The 16,023-nt window shown below is 51.8% G+C and carries 12 protein-coding genes and 1 pseudogene; 7 read left to right on the forward strand and 6 right to left on the reverse strand.

Features of this window, described 5'->3' with window-relative positions:
- Positions 1–127 precede the first annotated feature (127 nt).
- The 3 genes from ACQY8X_RS18630 (at position 128) to ACQY8X_RS18640 (ending at position 6,237) form a co-directional block, all read left to right on the forward strand.
- Complete coding sequence (locus ACQY8X_RS18630; RefSeq protein ID WP_428036636.1) at positions 128–1,600, forward strand: hypothetical protein; 1,473 nt, start codon at positions 128–130, stop codon at positions 1,598–1,600.
- Positions 1,601–1,672: 72 nt separating this feature from the next.
- On the forward strand, positions 1,673–5,095 hold the full coding sequence (locus ACQY8X_RS18635) for a GMC family oxidoreductase N-terminal domain-containing protein (RefSeq protein ID WP_428036637.1): 3,423 nt from the start codon (positions 1,673–1,675) through the stop codon (positions 5,093–5,095).
- Between the two features lie 44 nt (positions 5,096–5,139).
- On the forward strand, positions 5,140–6,237 hold the full coding sequence (locus ACQY8X_RS18640) for a DUF6765 family protein (RefSeq protein ID WP_428036638.1): 1,098 nt from the start codon (positions 5,140–5,142) through the stop codon (positions 6,235–6,237).
- Positions 6,238–6,304: 67 nt separating this feature from the next.
- Here ACQY8X_RS18640 and ACQY8X_RS18645 read toward each other — a convergent pair whose 3' ends face one another.
- Positions 6,305–7,150: a MurR/RpiR family transcriptional regulator gene (locus tag ACQY8X_RS18645; protein WP_091356712.1), complete on the reverse strand. Its 846-nt coding sequence runs from the start codon at positions 7,148–7,150 to the stop codon at positions 6,305–6,307.
- 264 nt (positions 7,151–7,414) lie between these two features.
- Here ACQY8X_RS18645 and zwf point away from each other — a divergent pair, with 264 nt between their 5' ends.
- The 4 genes and pseudogenes from zwf (at position 7,415) to ACQY8X_RS18665 (ending at position 10,906) form a co-directional block, all read left to right on the forward strand.
- Positions 7,415–8,890: a glucose-6-phosphate dehydrogenase gene (gene zwf, locus ACQY8X_RS18650; protein WP_428036639.1), complete on the forward strand. Its 1,476-nt coding sequence runs from the start codon at positions 7,415–7,417 to the stop codon at positions 8,888–8,890.
- A complete protein-coding gene (pgl, locus tag ACQY8X_RS18655; RefSeq protein ID WP_428036640.1) occupies positions 8,877–9,584 on the forward strand; it encodes a 6-phosphogluconolactonase in 708 nt (235 codons plus the stop codon). The genes zwf and pgl overlap by 14 nt, the downstream gene beginning before the upstream one ends.
- A gap of 93 nt (positions 9,585–9,677) precedes the next feature.
- Positions 9,678–10,318: pseudogene (locus ACQY8X_RS18660) on the forward strand (bifunctional 4-hydroxy-2-oxoglutarate aldolase/2-dehydro-3-deoxy-phosphogluconate aldolase).
- Positions 10,319–10,441: 123 nt separating this feature from the next.
- Positions 10,442–10,906: a methylglyoxal synthase gene (locus ACQY8X_RS18665; protein ID WP_428036641.1), complete on the forward strand. Its 465-nt coding sequence runs from the start codon at positions 10,442–10,444 to the stop codon at positions 10,904–10,906.
- A 59-nt stretch (positions 10,907–10,965) separates the two neighbouring features.
- On the opposite strand, the gene ACQY8X_RS18670 is transcribed toward ACQY8X_RS18665, so the two are convergent.
- From ACQY8X_RS18670 to ACQY8X_RS18690, 5 genes are all read right to left on the reverse strand, one after another.
- On the reverse strand, positions 10,966–11,886 hold the full coding sequence (locus ACQY8X_RS18670) for a D-hexose-6-phosphate mutarotase (RefSeq protein ID WP_428036642.1): 921 nt from the start codon (positions 11,884–11,886) through the stop codon (positions 10,966–10,968).
- A gap of 127 nt (positions 11,887–12,013) precedes the next feature.
- Positions 12,014–13,507, reverse strand: coding sequence for a glycoside hydrolase family 32 protein (locus tag ACQY8X_RS18675; protein WP_428036643.1), 1,494 nt, complete (start codon positions 13,505–13,507; stop codon positions 12,014–12,016).
- Positions 13,508–13,573: 66 nt separating this feature from the next.
- Positions 13,574–14,713: an ABC transporter ATP-binding protein gene (locus ACQY8X_RS18680; RefSeq protein ID WP_428036644.1), complete on the reverse strand. Its 1,140-nt coding sequence runs from the start codon at positions 14,711–14,713 to the stop codon at positions 13,574–13,576.
- A 70-nt stretch (positions 14,714–14,783) separates the two neighbouring features.
- On the reverse strand, positions 14,784–15,653 hold the full coding sequence (locus ACQY8X_RS18685; protein ID WP_091356692.1) for a carbohydrate ABC transporter permease: 870 nt from the start codon (positions 15,651–15,653) through the stop codon (positions 14,784–14,786).
- Positions 15,653–16,023: carbohydrate ABC transporter permease (locus ACQY8X_RS18690; protein WP_428036645.1), on the reverse strand; the 371-nt coding region annotated here is incomplete at its 5' end. The genes ACQY8X_RS18685 and ACQY8X_RS18690, both read right to left, overlap by 1 nt.

The raw sequence follows: 16,023 nt of genomic DNA on the forward strand, positions 1-16,023 counted from the left end.
ATGAATTTACTTCATATGACTATCTGCATTTTTGGTGGCTAACACCAGGCTCCTTGCCTACATTAATTTATAAACGCTCAAAGGGTAGCGGATTACACCCGGGCCGAAGAAACAAGGAAAAAGCAACATGAGCGATGAAATTGTAACCAGTACCGGCCAATGGTCTCTGGTAGTTCTGCGAACGACTCAAAGTAGCGTGAAAATCTGGGCAGGGACACTATTCTCCACCCTGAAGATGCCGGACCACGCCAGGATTGAACTGATATCACCCGATAACACCGTCATCCATGAGATTATTAAAGCGGACTGGATACGGCCCTTTAGTAAGATCCGTAAACGTTTTTATATTACCACCAGCTTTGCCGATCTGCAGCCCGGACAGCACTACGAGGTACGTTTTTCGAGACGTATCGAAGCGATCAGCGGTGTCCGTGAAGCCTCCTGGCAAACGCTGCGCACGGCTCAGTTCGACACCCTGCCCGCACAATTACCAACCACCGGGCAAAAGCCGTTTACGGTCGGCTTTGGCAGCTGTTTCTATAACCACCGGGATGGTGGCCAGGCGGCGGGATCGTACAAAGCACTCTATGACCGTGGCGATGCCAGCGTTAAACCCGATATTACCTTTCTGACCGGCGATCAGGTCTATCTGGATATCGGCTTTGACTCACTCTCGTTTGTCTCCAGCGAGATCCGGCAGCGTGTAGCCGATGACTATGCACTGCACTGGCAAGCTCTGGGCAGCATTCTTAACCGGGGCGCAACCTGGATGCTTCCCGATGACCATGAATACTGGAATGACTATCCCTTTCACGACTCACTGATTCCCACCCTGCTGGCGTTGAAAATCAGCAAAGTAAGAGAGACCTGGACCAAAGCGGCCATTGATGGCGTACAAAGAGTTCAGCAGAGTCCACAGCTGGATTTTTTTGAGCTGGGTGCAGAGCTGTCTTTCTGTCTGGCAGATCTGCGTTCCTATCGTAGTGACGATGCCTTCCTGCCCAGCGCTGATTTTAATCGCCTGACAGACTGGGCCAGATCACTCACCTGCCCCGGTGTCCTGGTTATCCCTCAACCCTTGATTGTTGAAGAGAACAAGACCGAACGAAACCTGCTCAGCTTCAAAACTCAGTATCAGCAACTGATTGCGGCGCTGGGAGAGAGCGGTCATGATATTGTGCTGCTCAGTGGTGATGTCCATTTTGGCCGGATCGCAACAGTCTCTCTGGGACCTAAGGGCGGGCGCCTGGTTGAAATCATTGCATCTCCCCTGTCCAACCTCACCGGTCTCAATGGAATCGCCACCGCAACCCCCAGCTTCAAACCGAAAAAGTTCCCGGATCCGAACCTGTTCAGCATTCCCGGCTGGCAGGCTAAACCGGTGCAATATGACAAGTCATTCGCGGTCAGCACAAAGGAGGGCCGCCTGTTTTCCGCCTATCCCAAATCACGTACCCGGGAACACTTCATGACTGCCAGCTTTAGCCAGACCGATAATGGCGAGGTGATGTTAAAAGTTAACGCCTGGCGCGTGCGCGAGCGTGATGGCAACAACCTGCCCAAGCGGGATTTTGAAGAGTACAGCTTGCAACTGAAATAATAAAAAACAGATTCGGATCAGCCATCCGTTTATCTACATCAATGATGTAGAACCACAGCCCAGGAGCCCGCCATGAAACCGATCGCCTTGCCGCTCGATGAAATCAAACCCCATTATGATGTTGTCGTTATTGGTTCCGGTTATGGCGGCGGTATCGCAGCTTCACGAATGGCCCGGGCCGGAAAAAAAGTGTGTTTACTGGAACGGGGCCGGGAAATTCTGGTAGGTGAGTTTCCTGACACGGCCAACGAGGTGTTCAAGGATATCCAGTTTCACACCGCTGCAGGTCATATTGGCTCCCGCATCAGCCTGTTTGATATCCATGTTAATGAACAACAGAATGTCGTGGTTGGCTGTGGTCTCGGCGGTACATCCCTGATCAACGCCAATGTTTCACTGGAACCTGACCCTGAAGTGTTTGAAGACGACTGCTGGCCTGCTGAGATTCTGCAACACAAAGACAGCTTGCTGAAAGAGGGTTATCAGCGGGCGCGGGAGATGCTCAAACCCACCCGTTATCCCGATGACTGGCCAGCCCTGGCAAAACTGGAAGCCCATAAAGCCTCAGCCGCAGCGATGAACCAGCCCTTCTGCCGCACGCCCATCAATGTCACCTTTGATGAGACCGACAGCGGCCTAAATCATGTTGGCGTAGAACAACAGGCCTGCACCAATTGTGGTGACTGTGTTTCAGGCTGCAACTACGGTGCAAAAAACACCACCCGGATGAACTATCTGCCCGATGCCTGGAACCATGGCGCTGAGATTTTCTGTCAGGCGGATGTACGTTACCTGCAGAAAACCGATGCGGGCTGGCTGATTCACTATCAGGAGGTCGACGTTGGACGGGAAAAATTTGATGCGACAACACTGTTTGTCAGCGCGGATATTGTTATGTTATGCGCGGGTACACTGGGGTCTAACGAGATCTTGTTACGCAGCAGAGACAACGGATTAGCGGTATCCGATCAGCTGGGAGAAGGCTTTAGTGGCAACGGCGATATTCTCGGCTTCGGCTATAACTGTGACCAGAACATCAATGGTATCGGTTTTGGTAATCTGCCTGCCACCGGCCGGCAACCGGTTGGCCCCTGTATCACCAGCGTTATCCGCACTGACGAAACCGACTGGCATCAACGGATGATTATTGAAGAGGGTTCCCTCCCCGGCGCAATCGGCAACTTTCTCCCCAGCGCTCTGGCTGCGGCTGCCGATCTCATCGGTGATGATACCGACAGTGGCGTACTGGACAAATTACAGGAACACGCCAGAATCACCGACAGTATGCTGCGTGGCCCCTATCATGGTGCGATCAATAACACGCAAACCTACCTGATCATGAGTCATGACCAGGGTGATGGGCAAGCCGAACTGATCAATGATCGCCTGCGCATTCGCTGGCCGGATGTCGGCCAGCAGGAAAACTTCGCTGCCGGAAACAAGAATCTGCTTAAAGCAACAGCAGCACTGGGTGGAAAGTATGTAGAAAACCCTTTATGGACCCCACTGTTCAAGCAGAGCCTGGTAACCGTACACCCGCTGGGCGGCTGCAATATGGCAGAGAATGGCTCGCTCGGGGTCGTCAACCATAAGGGGCAGTTATTTAACGGCAGAGGAACATCTGTCTATGAGGACCTCTATGTTTCCGATGGCTCGGTCATACCCACCTCGCTTGCAGTAAACCCGCTGCTGACAATCAGTGCGATCAGCGAACGCTGCTGCGCGCTGATCGCGGCGGACCGGGGCTGGAGCATCGATTACACCCTGCCTTCGGCCGCAATTAATCCTCACCCCACAAAAAAGCTGGAACTAAGCTTCACCGAATCGATGAAGGGCAGGTTCTCGCGGGTGGCCAGCACTGAAGAAACACTGAGCAGCTATAAAAACGCTGCCATTAACGGCTCAGCAACCCCAATGGAGTTCCTCCTTACTATCCACTCACACGATCTGGAAACCATGCTCAGCAGCGAAGACCATGCCGCGCAGATCAGTGGCACGGTGATCTGCCCGGCGCTATCCGCTAACCCCTTGAGTGTCAGTGAAGGCAATTTTAATCTGTTTGAGCAGATGCCATCCCCCCCTGACACCCGGCATATGATCTACAGTATGCAGTTAACCAGTGAAACCGGTGAGCTGTTTTACTTCAAGGGTTATAAGCTGATTAAAAACGACCCCAACGCGCTGCATATCTGGGCAGACACATCAACACTGTATGTCTCAGTGTATAAAGGTCTTAACGAAAGTGGCCCGCTGGCGGGTAAAGGCATTCTGCATATTATGCCTGCTGATTTTGCTGTGCAGATGACCACCATGAAGGTGACCAATGCCGAAAACGTGGAGCAGCGACTTAAAGCGATAGCGCGCTTCGGTAAGTTCTTTGCCGGCATCCTGTATGAAAACTATGGGGGTATTTTCTATGATAGCCACTGCGCCACCCCCAAAGCCCCGCGTAAGAAAAGAGAGTTACGCGCGCCCATTCCTGAGATCCACCCCTTCACAACCGCTGACGGCGTGCACTTACAGCTAACCCGCTATCAGGGCGGCACCAAAGGGCCGGTGATGCTGGTGCATGGCTTAGGTGTCGCCTCCTCTATTTTCTCAACCGATATGATCGACACTAACCTGGTCGAATATCTGGTCGCCCATAACTACGACGTCTGGCTGATCGATTGCCGGGTCAGCATCCTGCTACCCGCAGCCAGGCAACGTTCCAACGGTGATCAGGTGGCCAATTATGACTATCCTGCAGCCATCAATACCATTCTCTCGCACACCGGAGCAGCAAGCCTTCAGGCCGTGGTTCACTGCTATGGCGCAACAACATTCTTTATGTCGATGCTGGCGGGACTGCAGGGGGTTCGCAGTATTGTCTGCTCGCAGATCGCCACCCACCTTGTCGTGCCCCCCACAACGGCATTGAAAACCGGTCTGCATCTACCCTCATTTTTAGACCGGCTCAATGTAGATCATCTGACGGCAGTGGTGCCCGAATCTGGCTCTATACTGACGCAGCTGTATGACAAGGCGCTTGGGTTATATGCGATGGCCGAAGCACAGGGACGCTGTCATAGTGAAACCTGTCACCGTATCACCTTTATGTACGCATCGCTTTACAAGCACAGCACACTCAACGAGCTGTTGCACGATAACCTTGATGAACTGTTCGCCGAAGCCAATATTGGAGCATTCGAACATCTGGCGCTGATGTGCCGCAAAGGTACTCTGGTTGATGCTGATGGCAACGATGTTTATATGCCCAATCTGGCGCGACTGGACCTGCCCATCCTGTTTATTTCCGGCGCGGAAAATGAGTGTTATCTGCCTATGAGCACTAAACTGACCTACGACCTGTTGTCTCAGCACTTCGGCGCAGGGCAATACAGTCGCGCCGAGATCCCGGGATACGGACACATTGACTGTATTTTTGGCAAAGATGCGGTGATCGATGTTTATCCGCTAATGCTGGAGCATCTTGAGAAAACTGCGCTGTTATAAACAGCGCGCTATCACGGTCGAAACCAGGTACAAGGAGGCTCTTCATGCAGATCGATTTTCACCACGGCGCAACCTACGTCATTGCGCGGTTATCCGGCTTCGGTCATGCCAAAGCGGAGATCATCGCCCATGCAGCACAATATGTTGATGATGCAACCAATGATGCCCTGATCTGCTTTCATAATCAGGCGATGTATAAACGTATCGCCTCGGCCCATAAAATGATCGACTATAAAAACATCGAAAAGCTGGCCAACCATCAGGTCTGGATCCCATTTCACTTTCTCCCCGGCAACGAGGGCAAGGCCGCGGGACTCAACCCCGACGCCGATTTTCGGCACAAAATTGTTTGTAAACCCAACAGCTTCGTTGCCAAAGATATGGTACGTGCCTGTATTGAAGATGCTGACAAGCCCAACGCCCTGCACCGGTTAGGAATCACTATGCATGTCTATGCCGACACCTGGGCTCACCAGGGGTTCGCCGGTATCAACGACAGGATTAACCTGGTCAAAGATGTTCTCGACGAAAATAATAATCCGGACCCTGGCCTGCTCAATAAAGTCAAAGAGTTCTTTTCCGACCGGTTTGACGATATCACCTCAACCTTTGTCGGCGATATCTTACCCCTTGGGCATGGTGCCGCGCTCAGCTACCCGGACCGCCCCTATCTGAAATGGCACTACACCAACGGCGAAGGCACCTATGTTGAACGGGATAACCCTAAGGACTTTATGGAAGCCGCAGAGGAGATGTGCAAAGCGATGCGCCGTTTTCAGCTGGGTGATGCCGATGCCAGCGTTGCAGGTCTGACGCAAGAAAGCCGGGTTAAACTGGAGTCGATGTTTCGTAATACCCAAGAGGAGGATGGTGACAAACGCCATCAGGTCTGGCTGAAAGCGATTGAAAATGGCGAGTTTGGTTTCCCGCCTGAAAAGCTGGAATATATTGCCAAAGGCAAAGGCTCATGGAAGCACAAAGCGATTAGTGATACCCGCTCGAAACAGTTAAAGAGCGAAATTTTTACCTATCACCCCTCTTTCCTCGACAGTGACTGGAAGCATTTTCATGACGCGCTGATGGCCCATCGCTTCGCGGTGATTAGTGAAATCCTGCCCCGCTATGGAATCAGCGCAGCATAACGGTATCAGCAGGCACAAAAAGGCCCGCTGTTGCGGGCTTTCTGATAATGACAGTGCCTGAAAATTATCACTCACTGGGATAGCGGGTCGCCTTGAGACTCTCTTTAATCTTCTTCAGGTGCTGATGAAAATCAACGCCCCGGCGCAGCGTAACACCCGTTGCCAGCACATCCAGCAAGGTCAGCTGCACAATCCGCGAGGTCATCGGCATATAGATATCGGTGTCTTCCGGTGTCGGTGCCGCCAGTAACACCGTACACTCTTTTGCCAGTGGCGAGTTTTCCGCAGAGATACCGATTACCGTTGCACCGTTTTCCCGGGCGATCTTTGCGACATCGACCAACTCCCGGGTCCGACCGGTGTAGGAGATCACCACAAACACGTCCCCGGTATGCGCCGCTGCAGCAACCATGCGCATCATCAATACATCTTCATACGCGGCGACCGGCAGATTAAAACGGAAGAACTTGTGCTGCGCATCGGTCGCCACCGGGCCGGATGCCCCTAACCCGAGAAAGGAGATCTGTTTTGCCTGAATCAGGTAATCAACCGCTTTACTGATCAATCCGGCATTCACCCCTTTACGGGCGATATCCAGCGCCGCAATCGTCGAGGTGAAGATCTTATCGGTATATTCTTCTGTCGAATCATCCTGCTCAACGCTGCGACTGACATAGGGGGTGCCCCCCGCCAGGCTCTGGGCCAGCTGAATCTTAAAATCCGGGTAACCTTTCGCTTCAAAATTACGGCAAAAACGGTTCACAGTTGGCTCACTCACCGAAGCGGCCTGCGCCAGAGAGGCGATACTCAATCGGGTTGCCGTCGCCGGATCACCAATAATGACATTGGCAACCTTACGCTCAGATTTATTTAACGATTCAAGACGATCGTAAATCTGCTCTAACAGGTTCATAGCTTATTTACTCTGGTTCAATAGACCCTTTAGCCAGACGACTAGACTAAATGGTGGTTATTTAACTACATTTAAATATATTGCTGTGACTATAACCCCGTACCAAAATCGCTTCCAGCACTATTTTGGGGCAAATTTCGACAAACGAGTCACAGATAGATGAATATTATGTTGTTATATTACGTATTTTTATATTGAAAATACAATTAATAAGACATAGTATAGCCATTATATTGCATTAATAACTACAAAACAGGTTCAACCATGTCCATTCCTAACACTTCCAGCGACATTGTCATCTTCGGAGCCATGGGTGACCTTGCGCAACGCAAACTCTTCGCATCCCTTTATCAGCTTGAGCGCGCAGGCCTGCTCAGCCAGGAATCAAGAATCATCGGCGTCGCCAGACATGAAGAGGATACCGCCAGCTTCACCAATACCTGCGAAGCAAGTCTGCAAAAATATATTAAGGCAGACGAGCTTGAGCCTGAAATATTGGCCCGGTTTCTGGACAAAGTCGAATACTGCGCTGTCAATTTTACTGAAGCAGAGAGCTATCAGAACCTGAAAGCGATACTCGATCAAAGCGCTGAACGGGCCCGGATCTTTTACTATGCAACCCCCGCATCCATCTATGGTTCGATCAGCAGAAACCTGACCAGGAGTGGCTGCACCAACACCAACAGCTGCGTTGTTCTGGAAAAACCGATCGGTCATAACCTCCAGTCATCCAATGAGGTTAACGATCAGGTCGCTGAGTACTTCGATGAAACCCAGATCTACCGTATCGATCACTATCTGGGTAAAGAAACAGTACAAAACCTGATCGCCCTGCGCTTTGCCAACCCTCTGTTTGGCTCCCAGTGGAACCAGAGTCATATCTCCCACGTTGAGATCACCGTGGCAGAGAAAGTCGGCATAGAGGGTCGCTGGGGTTACTTCGATAAAGCGGGTCAGATGCGCGATATGGTGCAGAACCACCTGTTACAACTACTCTGTCTGACCGCCATGGATCCACCTGACGATCTGTCTGCCGATATGATCCGCAATGAAAAGGTGAAGGTACTCAAAGCTCTGCGCCCTATCACTCTGGAGATGTGTAATACCCATGTGGTTCGCGGCCGCTATACCAAAGGGGTTCTGGAAGGCAATCCCGTACCAGGCTATATGGATGAGGAAGGCGCAAACCCGGACAGCAAAACCGAAACCTTTGTCGCAATCAAGGCTGAGATCAATAACTGGCGCTGGGCGGGAGTCCCCTTCTATCTGCGAACCGGAAAGCGGATGCCAGAAAAGCTATCGCAGATAACCATTCACTTTAAACCCCAGCCGCACTTCATCTTCGATGAGAGTCAGAGACACCTGGCACAGAACAAACTGGTTATCCGCCTGCAACCGGAAGAGGGAATCTCCCTGCAAATTCTGAATAAGGATCACGGGCTGAATAAAGGGATGCGTTTACGCAGCGAATCACTGAATCTGAACTTTTCCCAGTCCTCTGAACAAAATCGCATCCCGGATGCCTATGAGCGACTGCTGCTTGAGGTTATCCAGGGCAACCAGTACCTCTTTGTCCGGCGGGATGAAGTTGAACATGCCTGGAACTGGTGTGATCAGTTAATGGGACACTGGGCGAATGATACTAAACCGCCCCAGCCCTATTCTGCTGGCAGCTGGGGCCCCAAAGCCTCTGATCTCATGTTAATCAAAGACGGGAATAGCTGGCATGAAGATCAGTGATCTGAATTTTCCGGCCCATGTAACGGTCTGCGAATTTGATTCCAGAGAGACGCTGACAGACAACCTGTCAACTCTCCTGCAGCATCAATTAATCGCAGCAATCGAAAACAGAGGCAGAGCCAGCCTGGCCGTTTCCGGAGGTTCAACCCCGGTTCCACTGTTCCAGAGCCTGAGCCAGGCTGAACTCGCCTGGGAAAATGTCACGGTCACTCTGGTTGATGACCGCTGGATCAGCCCTGATGAATCCGATAGCAATGACGGATTACTGCATACTCATCTGCTGCAAAACAGAGCTAAGCACGCTCACTACATCCCGTTGTGGCAGCCCGATAGCTCAGCTGAAGACGCTGTTGATCATTGTAACGCACGGTTAGCGACGATCGATGGACCGCTGGATATCGTGATCTTAGGCATGGGTAACGATGGTCACAACGCATCACTCTTCCCCTGCTCTTCTGAGCTTGACGCAGCGCTTGCCAGCAGCGCTGACTGTGTAGCCGTTAATCCAACCACAGCCCCTTACGCCCGGATCTCTCTTACACCCGCGCGTCTGCTAAATAGCGAGCTGAGGATTTTACATATTTGTGGCAACGACAAACTGGAGACTCTGTCCCGGGCACTTACCAGTAAGCCTGAGTCAATGCCAGTCAATCTGTTTCTGCAACACCCGATAATGATCTACTGGGCGCCATAACCATCACCCTGTGTATAAAACGATCATATTTAACTGGCTCAGGCCCAAAAAATAACAGGATTATGTATGACTAAACAAACACTATCAGCCGAGATGACTGCGAAAGTAGATCAACTATGCAGCCTGGGACCAGTTATTCCGGTGCTCACCATCGAAAATGTAGCAGATGCCGTACCTATTGCCGAAGCGTTGGTTGAAGGCGGACTCCCTGTACTTGAAGTCACCCTGCGCACCGGGAATGCCCTCAAAGTGATCGAAGCGATAGCCCACTCAGTGCCTCAGGCAAAGGTTGGCGCCGGCACCGTCATCGATCCGGAAAGCTTTCAGCGCTGTGTCGATAGCGGCAGCTCTTTTATTGTCAGCCCGGGTCTCACCGGCGAGCTACTGGACTACGGCGTAAACAGTGACACGATCTATCTGCCAGGTATTCAGACCGTTTCTGAGATGATGGAGGGGATCAAGCGGGGCTATAAGCGTTTAAGTTCTTCCCGGCAGAGATATCCGGCGGCACAGCAGCACTGAAAGCCTTCGGCGGCCCCTTCGCCGATATTCGATTCTGCCCCACCGGCGGTATCCGGGTGCACACCGCGGCAGATTATCTCGCCCTGACAAACGTCATGTGCGTTGGTGGCACCTGGCTGACACCGGATGAGCTGATCGCTAATAAAGACTGGGCAGGCATCATGCGCCTGGCGAAAGAAGCCGTCTCAAGTACCACTCAAAGCGGCCTCTAAGTCGATGCAAACCCAGGATTTTCAACTTCAGCTGATAGTTACCTGATGTAAGGCTTGCCCGCTGCTATGCGGGCTTTTTTATTTATCGATATCAATAGGCATAACACAAAAAAGGGGACCTGAATGGATATGAAGCAGATTGAGATGCCGGAACAGAAACGCATCGCCCTGATCGCTCACGACAATATGAAACAGGATCTGCTCGACTGGACACACAAGAACCTGAGTATTCTAAGCCAACACCAACTGTATGCCACCGGTACCACCGGCCACCTGCTGGAAAACAGCCTGCAAATCCCGATCACCAAACTGATCAGCGGCCCACTGGGTGGCGATCAGCAGATCGGCGCGATGCTGACCGAACAGAAGATCGACATTATTGTATTCTTCTGGGATCCCTTCGAGCCGATGCCCCACGACCCTGATGTTAAAGCGCTGTTGCGGGTTGCAGCGGTGTGGAATGTTGCGGTTGCCTGCAGTCGAAGTTCAGCCGACTTCATGATCAGCTCGCCGCTACTGAGTCAGAAGCACCCCTATAGCGTACCGGATTATGAAAGCTATCTGCAGAAACGGCTCAATAATCCGTAAATAAAAAAGCAGAAAAACTCTGCCCTGATGCGTTGAAATGAATTGTGATAAGGGTGGGCTTATTCCAGCTGATCGCGCTGAGGGTATGGCAGCACACTGACCGACGTGGCCAGCGTCTGCGTTGCTCCGACAGCCAGCGTCTGATCATCGAAAAACCGGGTTCTGGCAGCCTCAACACAGACAAACCGGGACACCTGATCCATCCCTACATCGCCGATGTTTGCCGCCGCAGCTCCCGGATTCCAGACAACCGTTGAACCACCACCCCTCTTAGTAATGCGCAACCCACGTTTCCAGCCATGATCAATCAGCACCACCGCCTCACTATTATCTGCCTGCTCAACCACCAGATCGGTTTCCGCAGTAAAGCGCAGGGATGACGGCATCACTCCCGGTTGCATCCCCTGAACCTTATCCAGACAGCGGCAATCGGCTAATCCCAGTATCTCAGTCTCACGGCTATCAGACACCGCAAAATAACTGTGCAGCGCCTGAGTCACGGCCAGCGGCTGATCAGACCCATTAGTGGTGGTCAGCGCCAGCGAAAGCTCAGCATCGGCCACAGTGATCTCCAGTTGTAGCTGAATCCCGTCACACAGCGAGTGCTCCGGTGACATCAGCCACCGTCCACCGGCATCATCAACGTGCTGATCATCGATCTGCCAGCGGGCGGTGCGGGCCACACCATGCTTAGGCAGCTCAGGTTTTTCAGGATGTTCCGCAAACCAGGGCCAGCAGACAGGGATCCCACCACGGATCGCCGCAGGTGCGCCAGCAGGCTTTTCTGTCAGCCATAACAGAGGTTCCTCTCCCGCCGGACGAAACAACAGCACCTGCCCGCCCAGCAGGGAGAGGACCAGCTCGCCCCAGAGCGCCTTATAAACAATCAGCTCATATCCGTTCCATTGCAGTGAGTGGCAACCCATAGCCATGCCTGACACTGTGATTTCCAGGCTATCCTGAAACAGTGAATGATCCATAATTACCGGCCTCGATCAGATTTTTCATACAAGCAAAAGCCGTCATCAACAGACGGCTAAGCATTCAGTGCAACTGGCATGTAGCAGAGCAGACATCTAGCAGAGCTGAATAGTACAGCAAAACCTGCTAGCCAAGAACGTTAGTCTGACCAGCCGTTATCTCTATGCCGCCACTGACGACCATCAGCTGCGGCATATTATCGACGACAGTATCAGACTGGCACAGCTGCAGACTGGTTAATGAGTAGATGCCATCATTAATCAGCAGCTCAAGACTACCGTTATCACTGATCCATTCCAGCGTTACTGAAGCCTGGTTCTGAACGATTGGCAGATCAAAGTAACAGGGGAAAAAGCGATCAAATGCATCATTACCATTCTGTCCCGCACGCTGATAACGGATGATCAGCCCACTATCCTTCCGCCTGAAAGTCAGATCAGGCTGCTCAGGCTGACTCAGATAAAGGTCAATGCAACTTTCCGGCTGCATAGCAAAGCTGATCGATCCATGAACAGGTTTGGTACGCTCCTGTACCGTCGTCAGGGCAAGCAGCCCGCCCGCATCAACTGTGCCACAGGTGATCATAGTCCTTTGCCAGGCCCGCTGCTCACCCAGTTCTGGCACAAACCGCTGTCCAATCCTCACCCCTTCAGTAGTGGCAACCAGACGGATCTCTCTGGGTATGGTCATCATGCCACGCCAGCCATTTTCGGGAATCTTATTGGCATACAACCAGTTATTGATCCAGGCAATGGCGATGCGACGATTATCCGGTGCATCCGACCAGCTTTGTACCGCATAAAAGTCGCGGGAGTGATCCATCAGCAGCACTTTATCCGGGGCATTGTCATTATGAAAATGGGTGCCATCAAAATCGCCAATGAAATATTGAGTAAAGGATCCCCAGCTGTCTTTACCAGCCCCGACCCCGACAACCAACACCCAGCGACTGCCTGTGCCGCCTTCAACCGGCAGCTCGAACAGATCAGGACACTCCCAGGGTCCCTCTGTATGAGAACCCTGATGCTCACCAAACTCACTGCATAACGCCCAGTCCAGCAGATTTTCAGAGCGGTAAAAGCGGATTGTCTGGCCACAGGCCAGTGCCATAACCCAGTGCTGCGAAGCCTCATGCCAGATCACTTTAGGGTCACGAAAATCCCGGAAACCCGGCACCGGGATAATCGGATTCCCAGCATATTTCTGCCAGCTACGCCCCTTATCACAACTATAAGCGATGCACTGGTCCTGCTCATAATCCTCAGCGGCGCTCCCGGTTACCCGGTGCGCAGTATAAAAGAGCAGCAGACCCGGCTGACCATCAAACAACCCACTGCTATCGTAGTGATCAACAATCGCACTACCGGAAAAACACATCCCCTGCTCATCGGGAAACAGCGCAATATCCAGATGCTGCCAGTCAATCATATTGCGACTGACCGCGTGCCCCCAGTGCATCGGCCCCCATTCCAGCCCCTCAGGATGATACTGATAGAACAGATGATACTCACCGTCAAAATAAACCAGCCCGTTAGGGTCATTCATCCACGCCTTCGGTGGCGTAAAATGGAGCAAGGGCCGTACAGGCAATGGGGCATAAAAATTAGCAACAGAAGTCATAAAGTACCGGTAATAGTCAGGGCACACCAGACGCTGCTGGTGTGCTGAGAAACGTGAAAACTATGATTAACCTGAGAGGGCTTGCGCGACAGGTGCCTGGGTGTGCAGCGGTACAGGTTTGGCCGCTCTGAGTGTCAGACCGTTACAATCAAACAGATGACACTGGTCGAGGTTAAAGCTGAAATCACAATGATCGCCCCGTCTGACCGGGCTTAACCCACCGGTTTGAATAATCAGCTCATGCTCACCACTGTAACGGGCATAGACATAGGTTGAGCCACCCAGATGCTCTACCACATCAACATCGACGCCAATCCTGATTTCGCCACTCTGATCCTCTTTCAGATGTTCAGGACGGATACCCAGTTTCACCCGGGTCATGCCCGGAGAATGGCGGACATCCGCCGCCAGTTGACAGACTTCACCACAAGGCAGCTTCAGCGTCAGAGAATCATCGGTCTGAGCGATAACATCACAGTCAAAAAAGTTCATCCGGGGAGAGCCGATGAACCCTGCAACAAACTCATTAACCGGGTTCAGGTACAACTCAATCGGGCTGCCGACCTGCTCGATATTTCCACCCCGTAAAACGACGATCTTATCCGCCATGGTCATCGCTTCCACCTGATCATGGGTTACATAGATCATGGTATTCTTCAGCTGAGAGTGCAGTTTAGCGATCTCAACCCGCATCTGAACGCGAAGTTCGGCGTCCAGATTCGATAATGGCTCGTCAAAGAGAAAGACTTTGGGGTTGCGCACAATGGTCCGGCCAATGGCGACCCGCTGACGCTGACCACCAGAAAGCGCTTTAGGCTTACGATCCAGTAATGGCTCTAGCTGGAGGATTTTAGCCGACTCATCCACCCGCCGTTTAATCTCAGCCTTATCCGTTTTTGCCATTTTCAGGCCAAACCCCATATTTTCCCGCACCGTCATATGTGGATAGAGGGCATAGGATTGAAACACCATCGCCACACCCCGACGGGATGCTGCCACAGAGGTGACACATTCATTATCAATATGCAGCTCACCTTCGGTGATCTCTTCAAGCCCTGCAACCATGCGCAGCAGTGTAGATTTACCACAACCGGATGGGCCAACGAAGACAACGAATTCACCATCTTTAATATCCAGATCGATACCGTGAATTGTTTCAACATCACCATAGCGCTTAACGACTTTGGTCAGTTTTACGTCTGCCATTTTTCTTCTCCCAAGATCGCCTGCCGTACAGGCGATCAAGTACATAAATTCTTATTTTTCCAACAACCGGTCAGCCTTTTATGCCGGCTCCGGCCAAACTGCTTACAAACTTCTTCTGGAACGCCAGGAACACGGCCAGCACCGGCAGGGTAACAAATGAGGCGTAGGCCATAATCTCCCCCCAACTGGTCTGTCTGCCAAAGAAGATCTGAATACCCGGCATAACCGGACGGGCGTCCTCCCCCTGCACCGCCATAATCGGCCAGATATACTGATTCCACATCAGCAGAAAGTGCAGGATCGCCACGGTGGCAAAGACGGGGCCGGACATCGGCACAATAATGTGTCGGTAGATCTGAAACGGTGTCGCCCCATCCAGCTCAGCGGCTTCATCAAAATCTTTCGGGATATCCCTGAAGAACTGATAGAACAGGAAGATAAAAAAGGAGTTCGCAACAAACGGCAGAATCTGCACTTCCAGCGAGTTTAACCAGGACCCCATCAGCACCAGACCACCCTGCTCCCAACCGATTGTTGGCAACTTGGAGACCAGCAGTAACAGAGGCACCACAATCGCCTCAATAGGGATAATCATCAGCGCAACCACCGCCGCAAGAATATATTTGCGACCACTCCAGCGCATACGTGAGAGAGTGAATGCCAGTAAACTGTTAACGAACAGCCCGAGAATCACTGTCGCCGATGTAATCAGGATTGAGTTACGGAAATAGAGCAAAACATCACTCTTTTCAAATACCTGACGATAGTTATCCAGAGTAAGATCGCCGACCGGCAAAATCGCACGAATACTGTAAAGATCAGCAAAGATCACCTGCTCCGGCTTAAATGAAGACATAATCATAAACAGCAGCGGGAACAGGAACACATAACCGATCAATAGAAGAAAGAGATAAGCGCCCAGCTTTTGTAAACGTTTCATTACGCATCCTCCCGCTTGTCAAAGAAGCGTTTCTGTAGCAACGCAATTGCCAGAATAGCCAGAAAGAAAATCACGCTGATCGCCGAACCATAGGCAATATCCTGTTCGCGGAAGCCCTTGGTCACGGCATGATACATAACCGTCGAGGTAGAGCCCTGTGGACCACCCCGGGTCATCACATCAACCTGAGTAAACAGACCAAAGGCCTGAATCGTGGTACTGATAACAACGAAAATTGTGGTGTTCTTCAGCCCCGGCAGCGTCACGTTAACAAACTTGCCCCAGGGACCGGCCCCATCAAGCTCAGCAGCTTCGTAAAGATCGCCGGATATGCCCTGCAAACCCGCCAGAAAAATAAGCATCTGCACAC

This window comes from Amphritea sp. (genome assembly GCF_050300915.1).
Lineage (GTDB): Bacteria > Pseudomonadota > Gammaproteobacteria > Pseudomonadales > Balneatricaceae > Amphritea.

Excerpts from the sequence above, each read along its gene's own strand:
- ACQY8X_RS18630 (WP_428036636.1), top strand. The coding sequence starts at position 128 with ATGAGCGATGAAATTGTAACCAGTACCGGCCAATGGTCTCTGGTAGTT.
- ACQY8X_RS18635 (WP_428036637.1), top strand. The coding sequence starts at position 1,673 with ATGAAACCGATCGCCTTGCCGCTCGATGAAATCAAACCCCATTATGAT.
- ACQY8X_RS18640 (WP_428036638.1), top strand. The coding sequence starts at position 5,140 with ATGCAGATCGATTTTCACCACGGCGCAACCTACGTCATTGCGCGGTTA.
- ACQY8X_RS18645 (WP_091356712.1), bottom strand. The coding sequence starts at position 7,150 with ATGAACCTGTTAGAGCAGATTTACGATCGTCTTGAATCGTTAAATAAA.
- zwf (WP_428036639.1), top strand. The coding sequence starts at position 7,415 with ATGTCCATTCCTAACACTTCCAGCGACATTGTCATCTTCGGAGCCATG.
- pgl (WP_428036640.1), top strand. The coding sequence starts at position 8,877 with ATGAAGATCAGTGATCTGAATTTTCCGGCCCATGTAACGGTCTGCGAA.
- ACQY8X_RS18665 (WP_428036641.1), top strand. The coding sequence starts at position 10,442 with ATGGATATGAAGCAGATTGAGATGCCGGAACAGAAACGCATCGCCCTG.
- ACQY8X_RS18670 (WP_428036642.1), bottom strand. The coding sequence starts at position 11,886 with ATGGATCATTCACTGTTTCAGGATAGCCTGGAAATCACAGTGTCAGGC.
- ACQY8X_RS18675 (WP_428036643.1), bottom strand. The coding sequence starts at position 13,507 with ATGACTTCTGTTGCTAATTTTTATGCCCCATTGCCTGTACGGCCCTTG.
- ACQY8X_RS18680 (WP_428036644.1), bottom strand. The coding sequence starts at position 14,713 with ATGGCAGACGTAAAACTGACCAAAGTCGTTAAGCGCTATGGTGATGTT.
- ACQY8X_RS18685 (WP_091356692.1), bottom strand. The coding sequence starts at position 15,653 with ATGAAACGTTTACAAAAGCTGGGCGCTTATCTCTTTCTTCTATTGATC.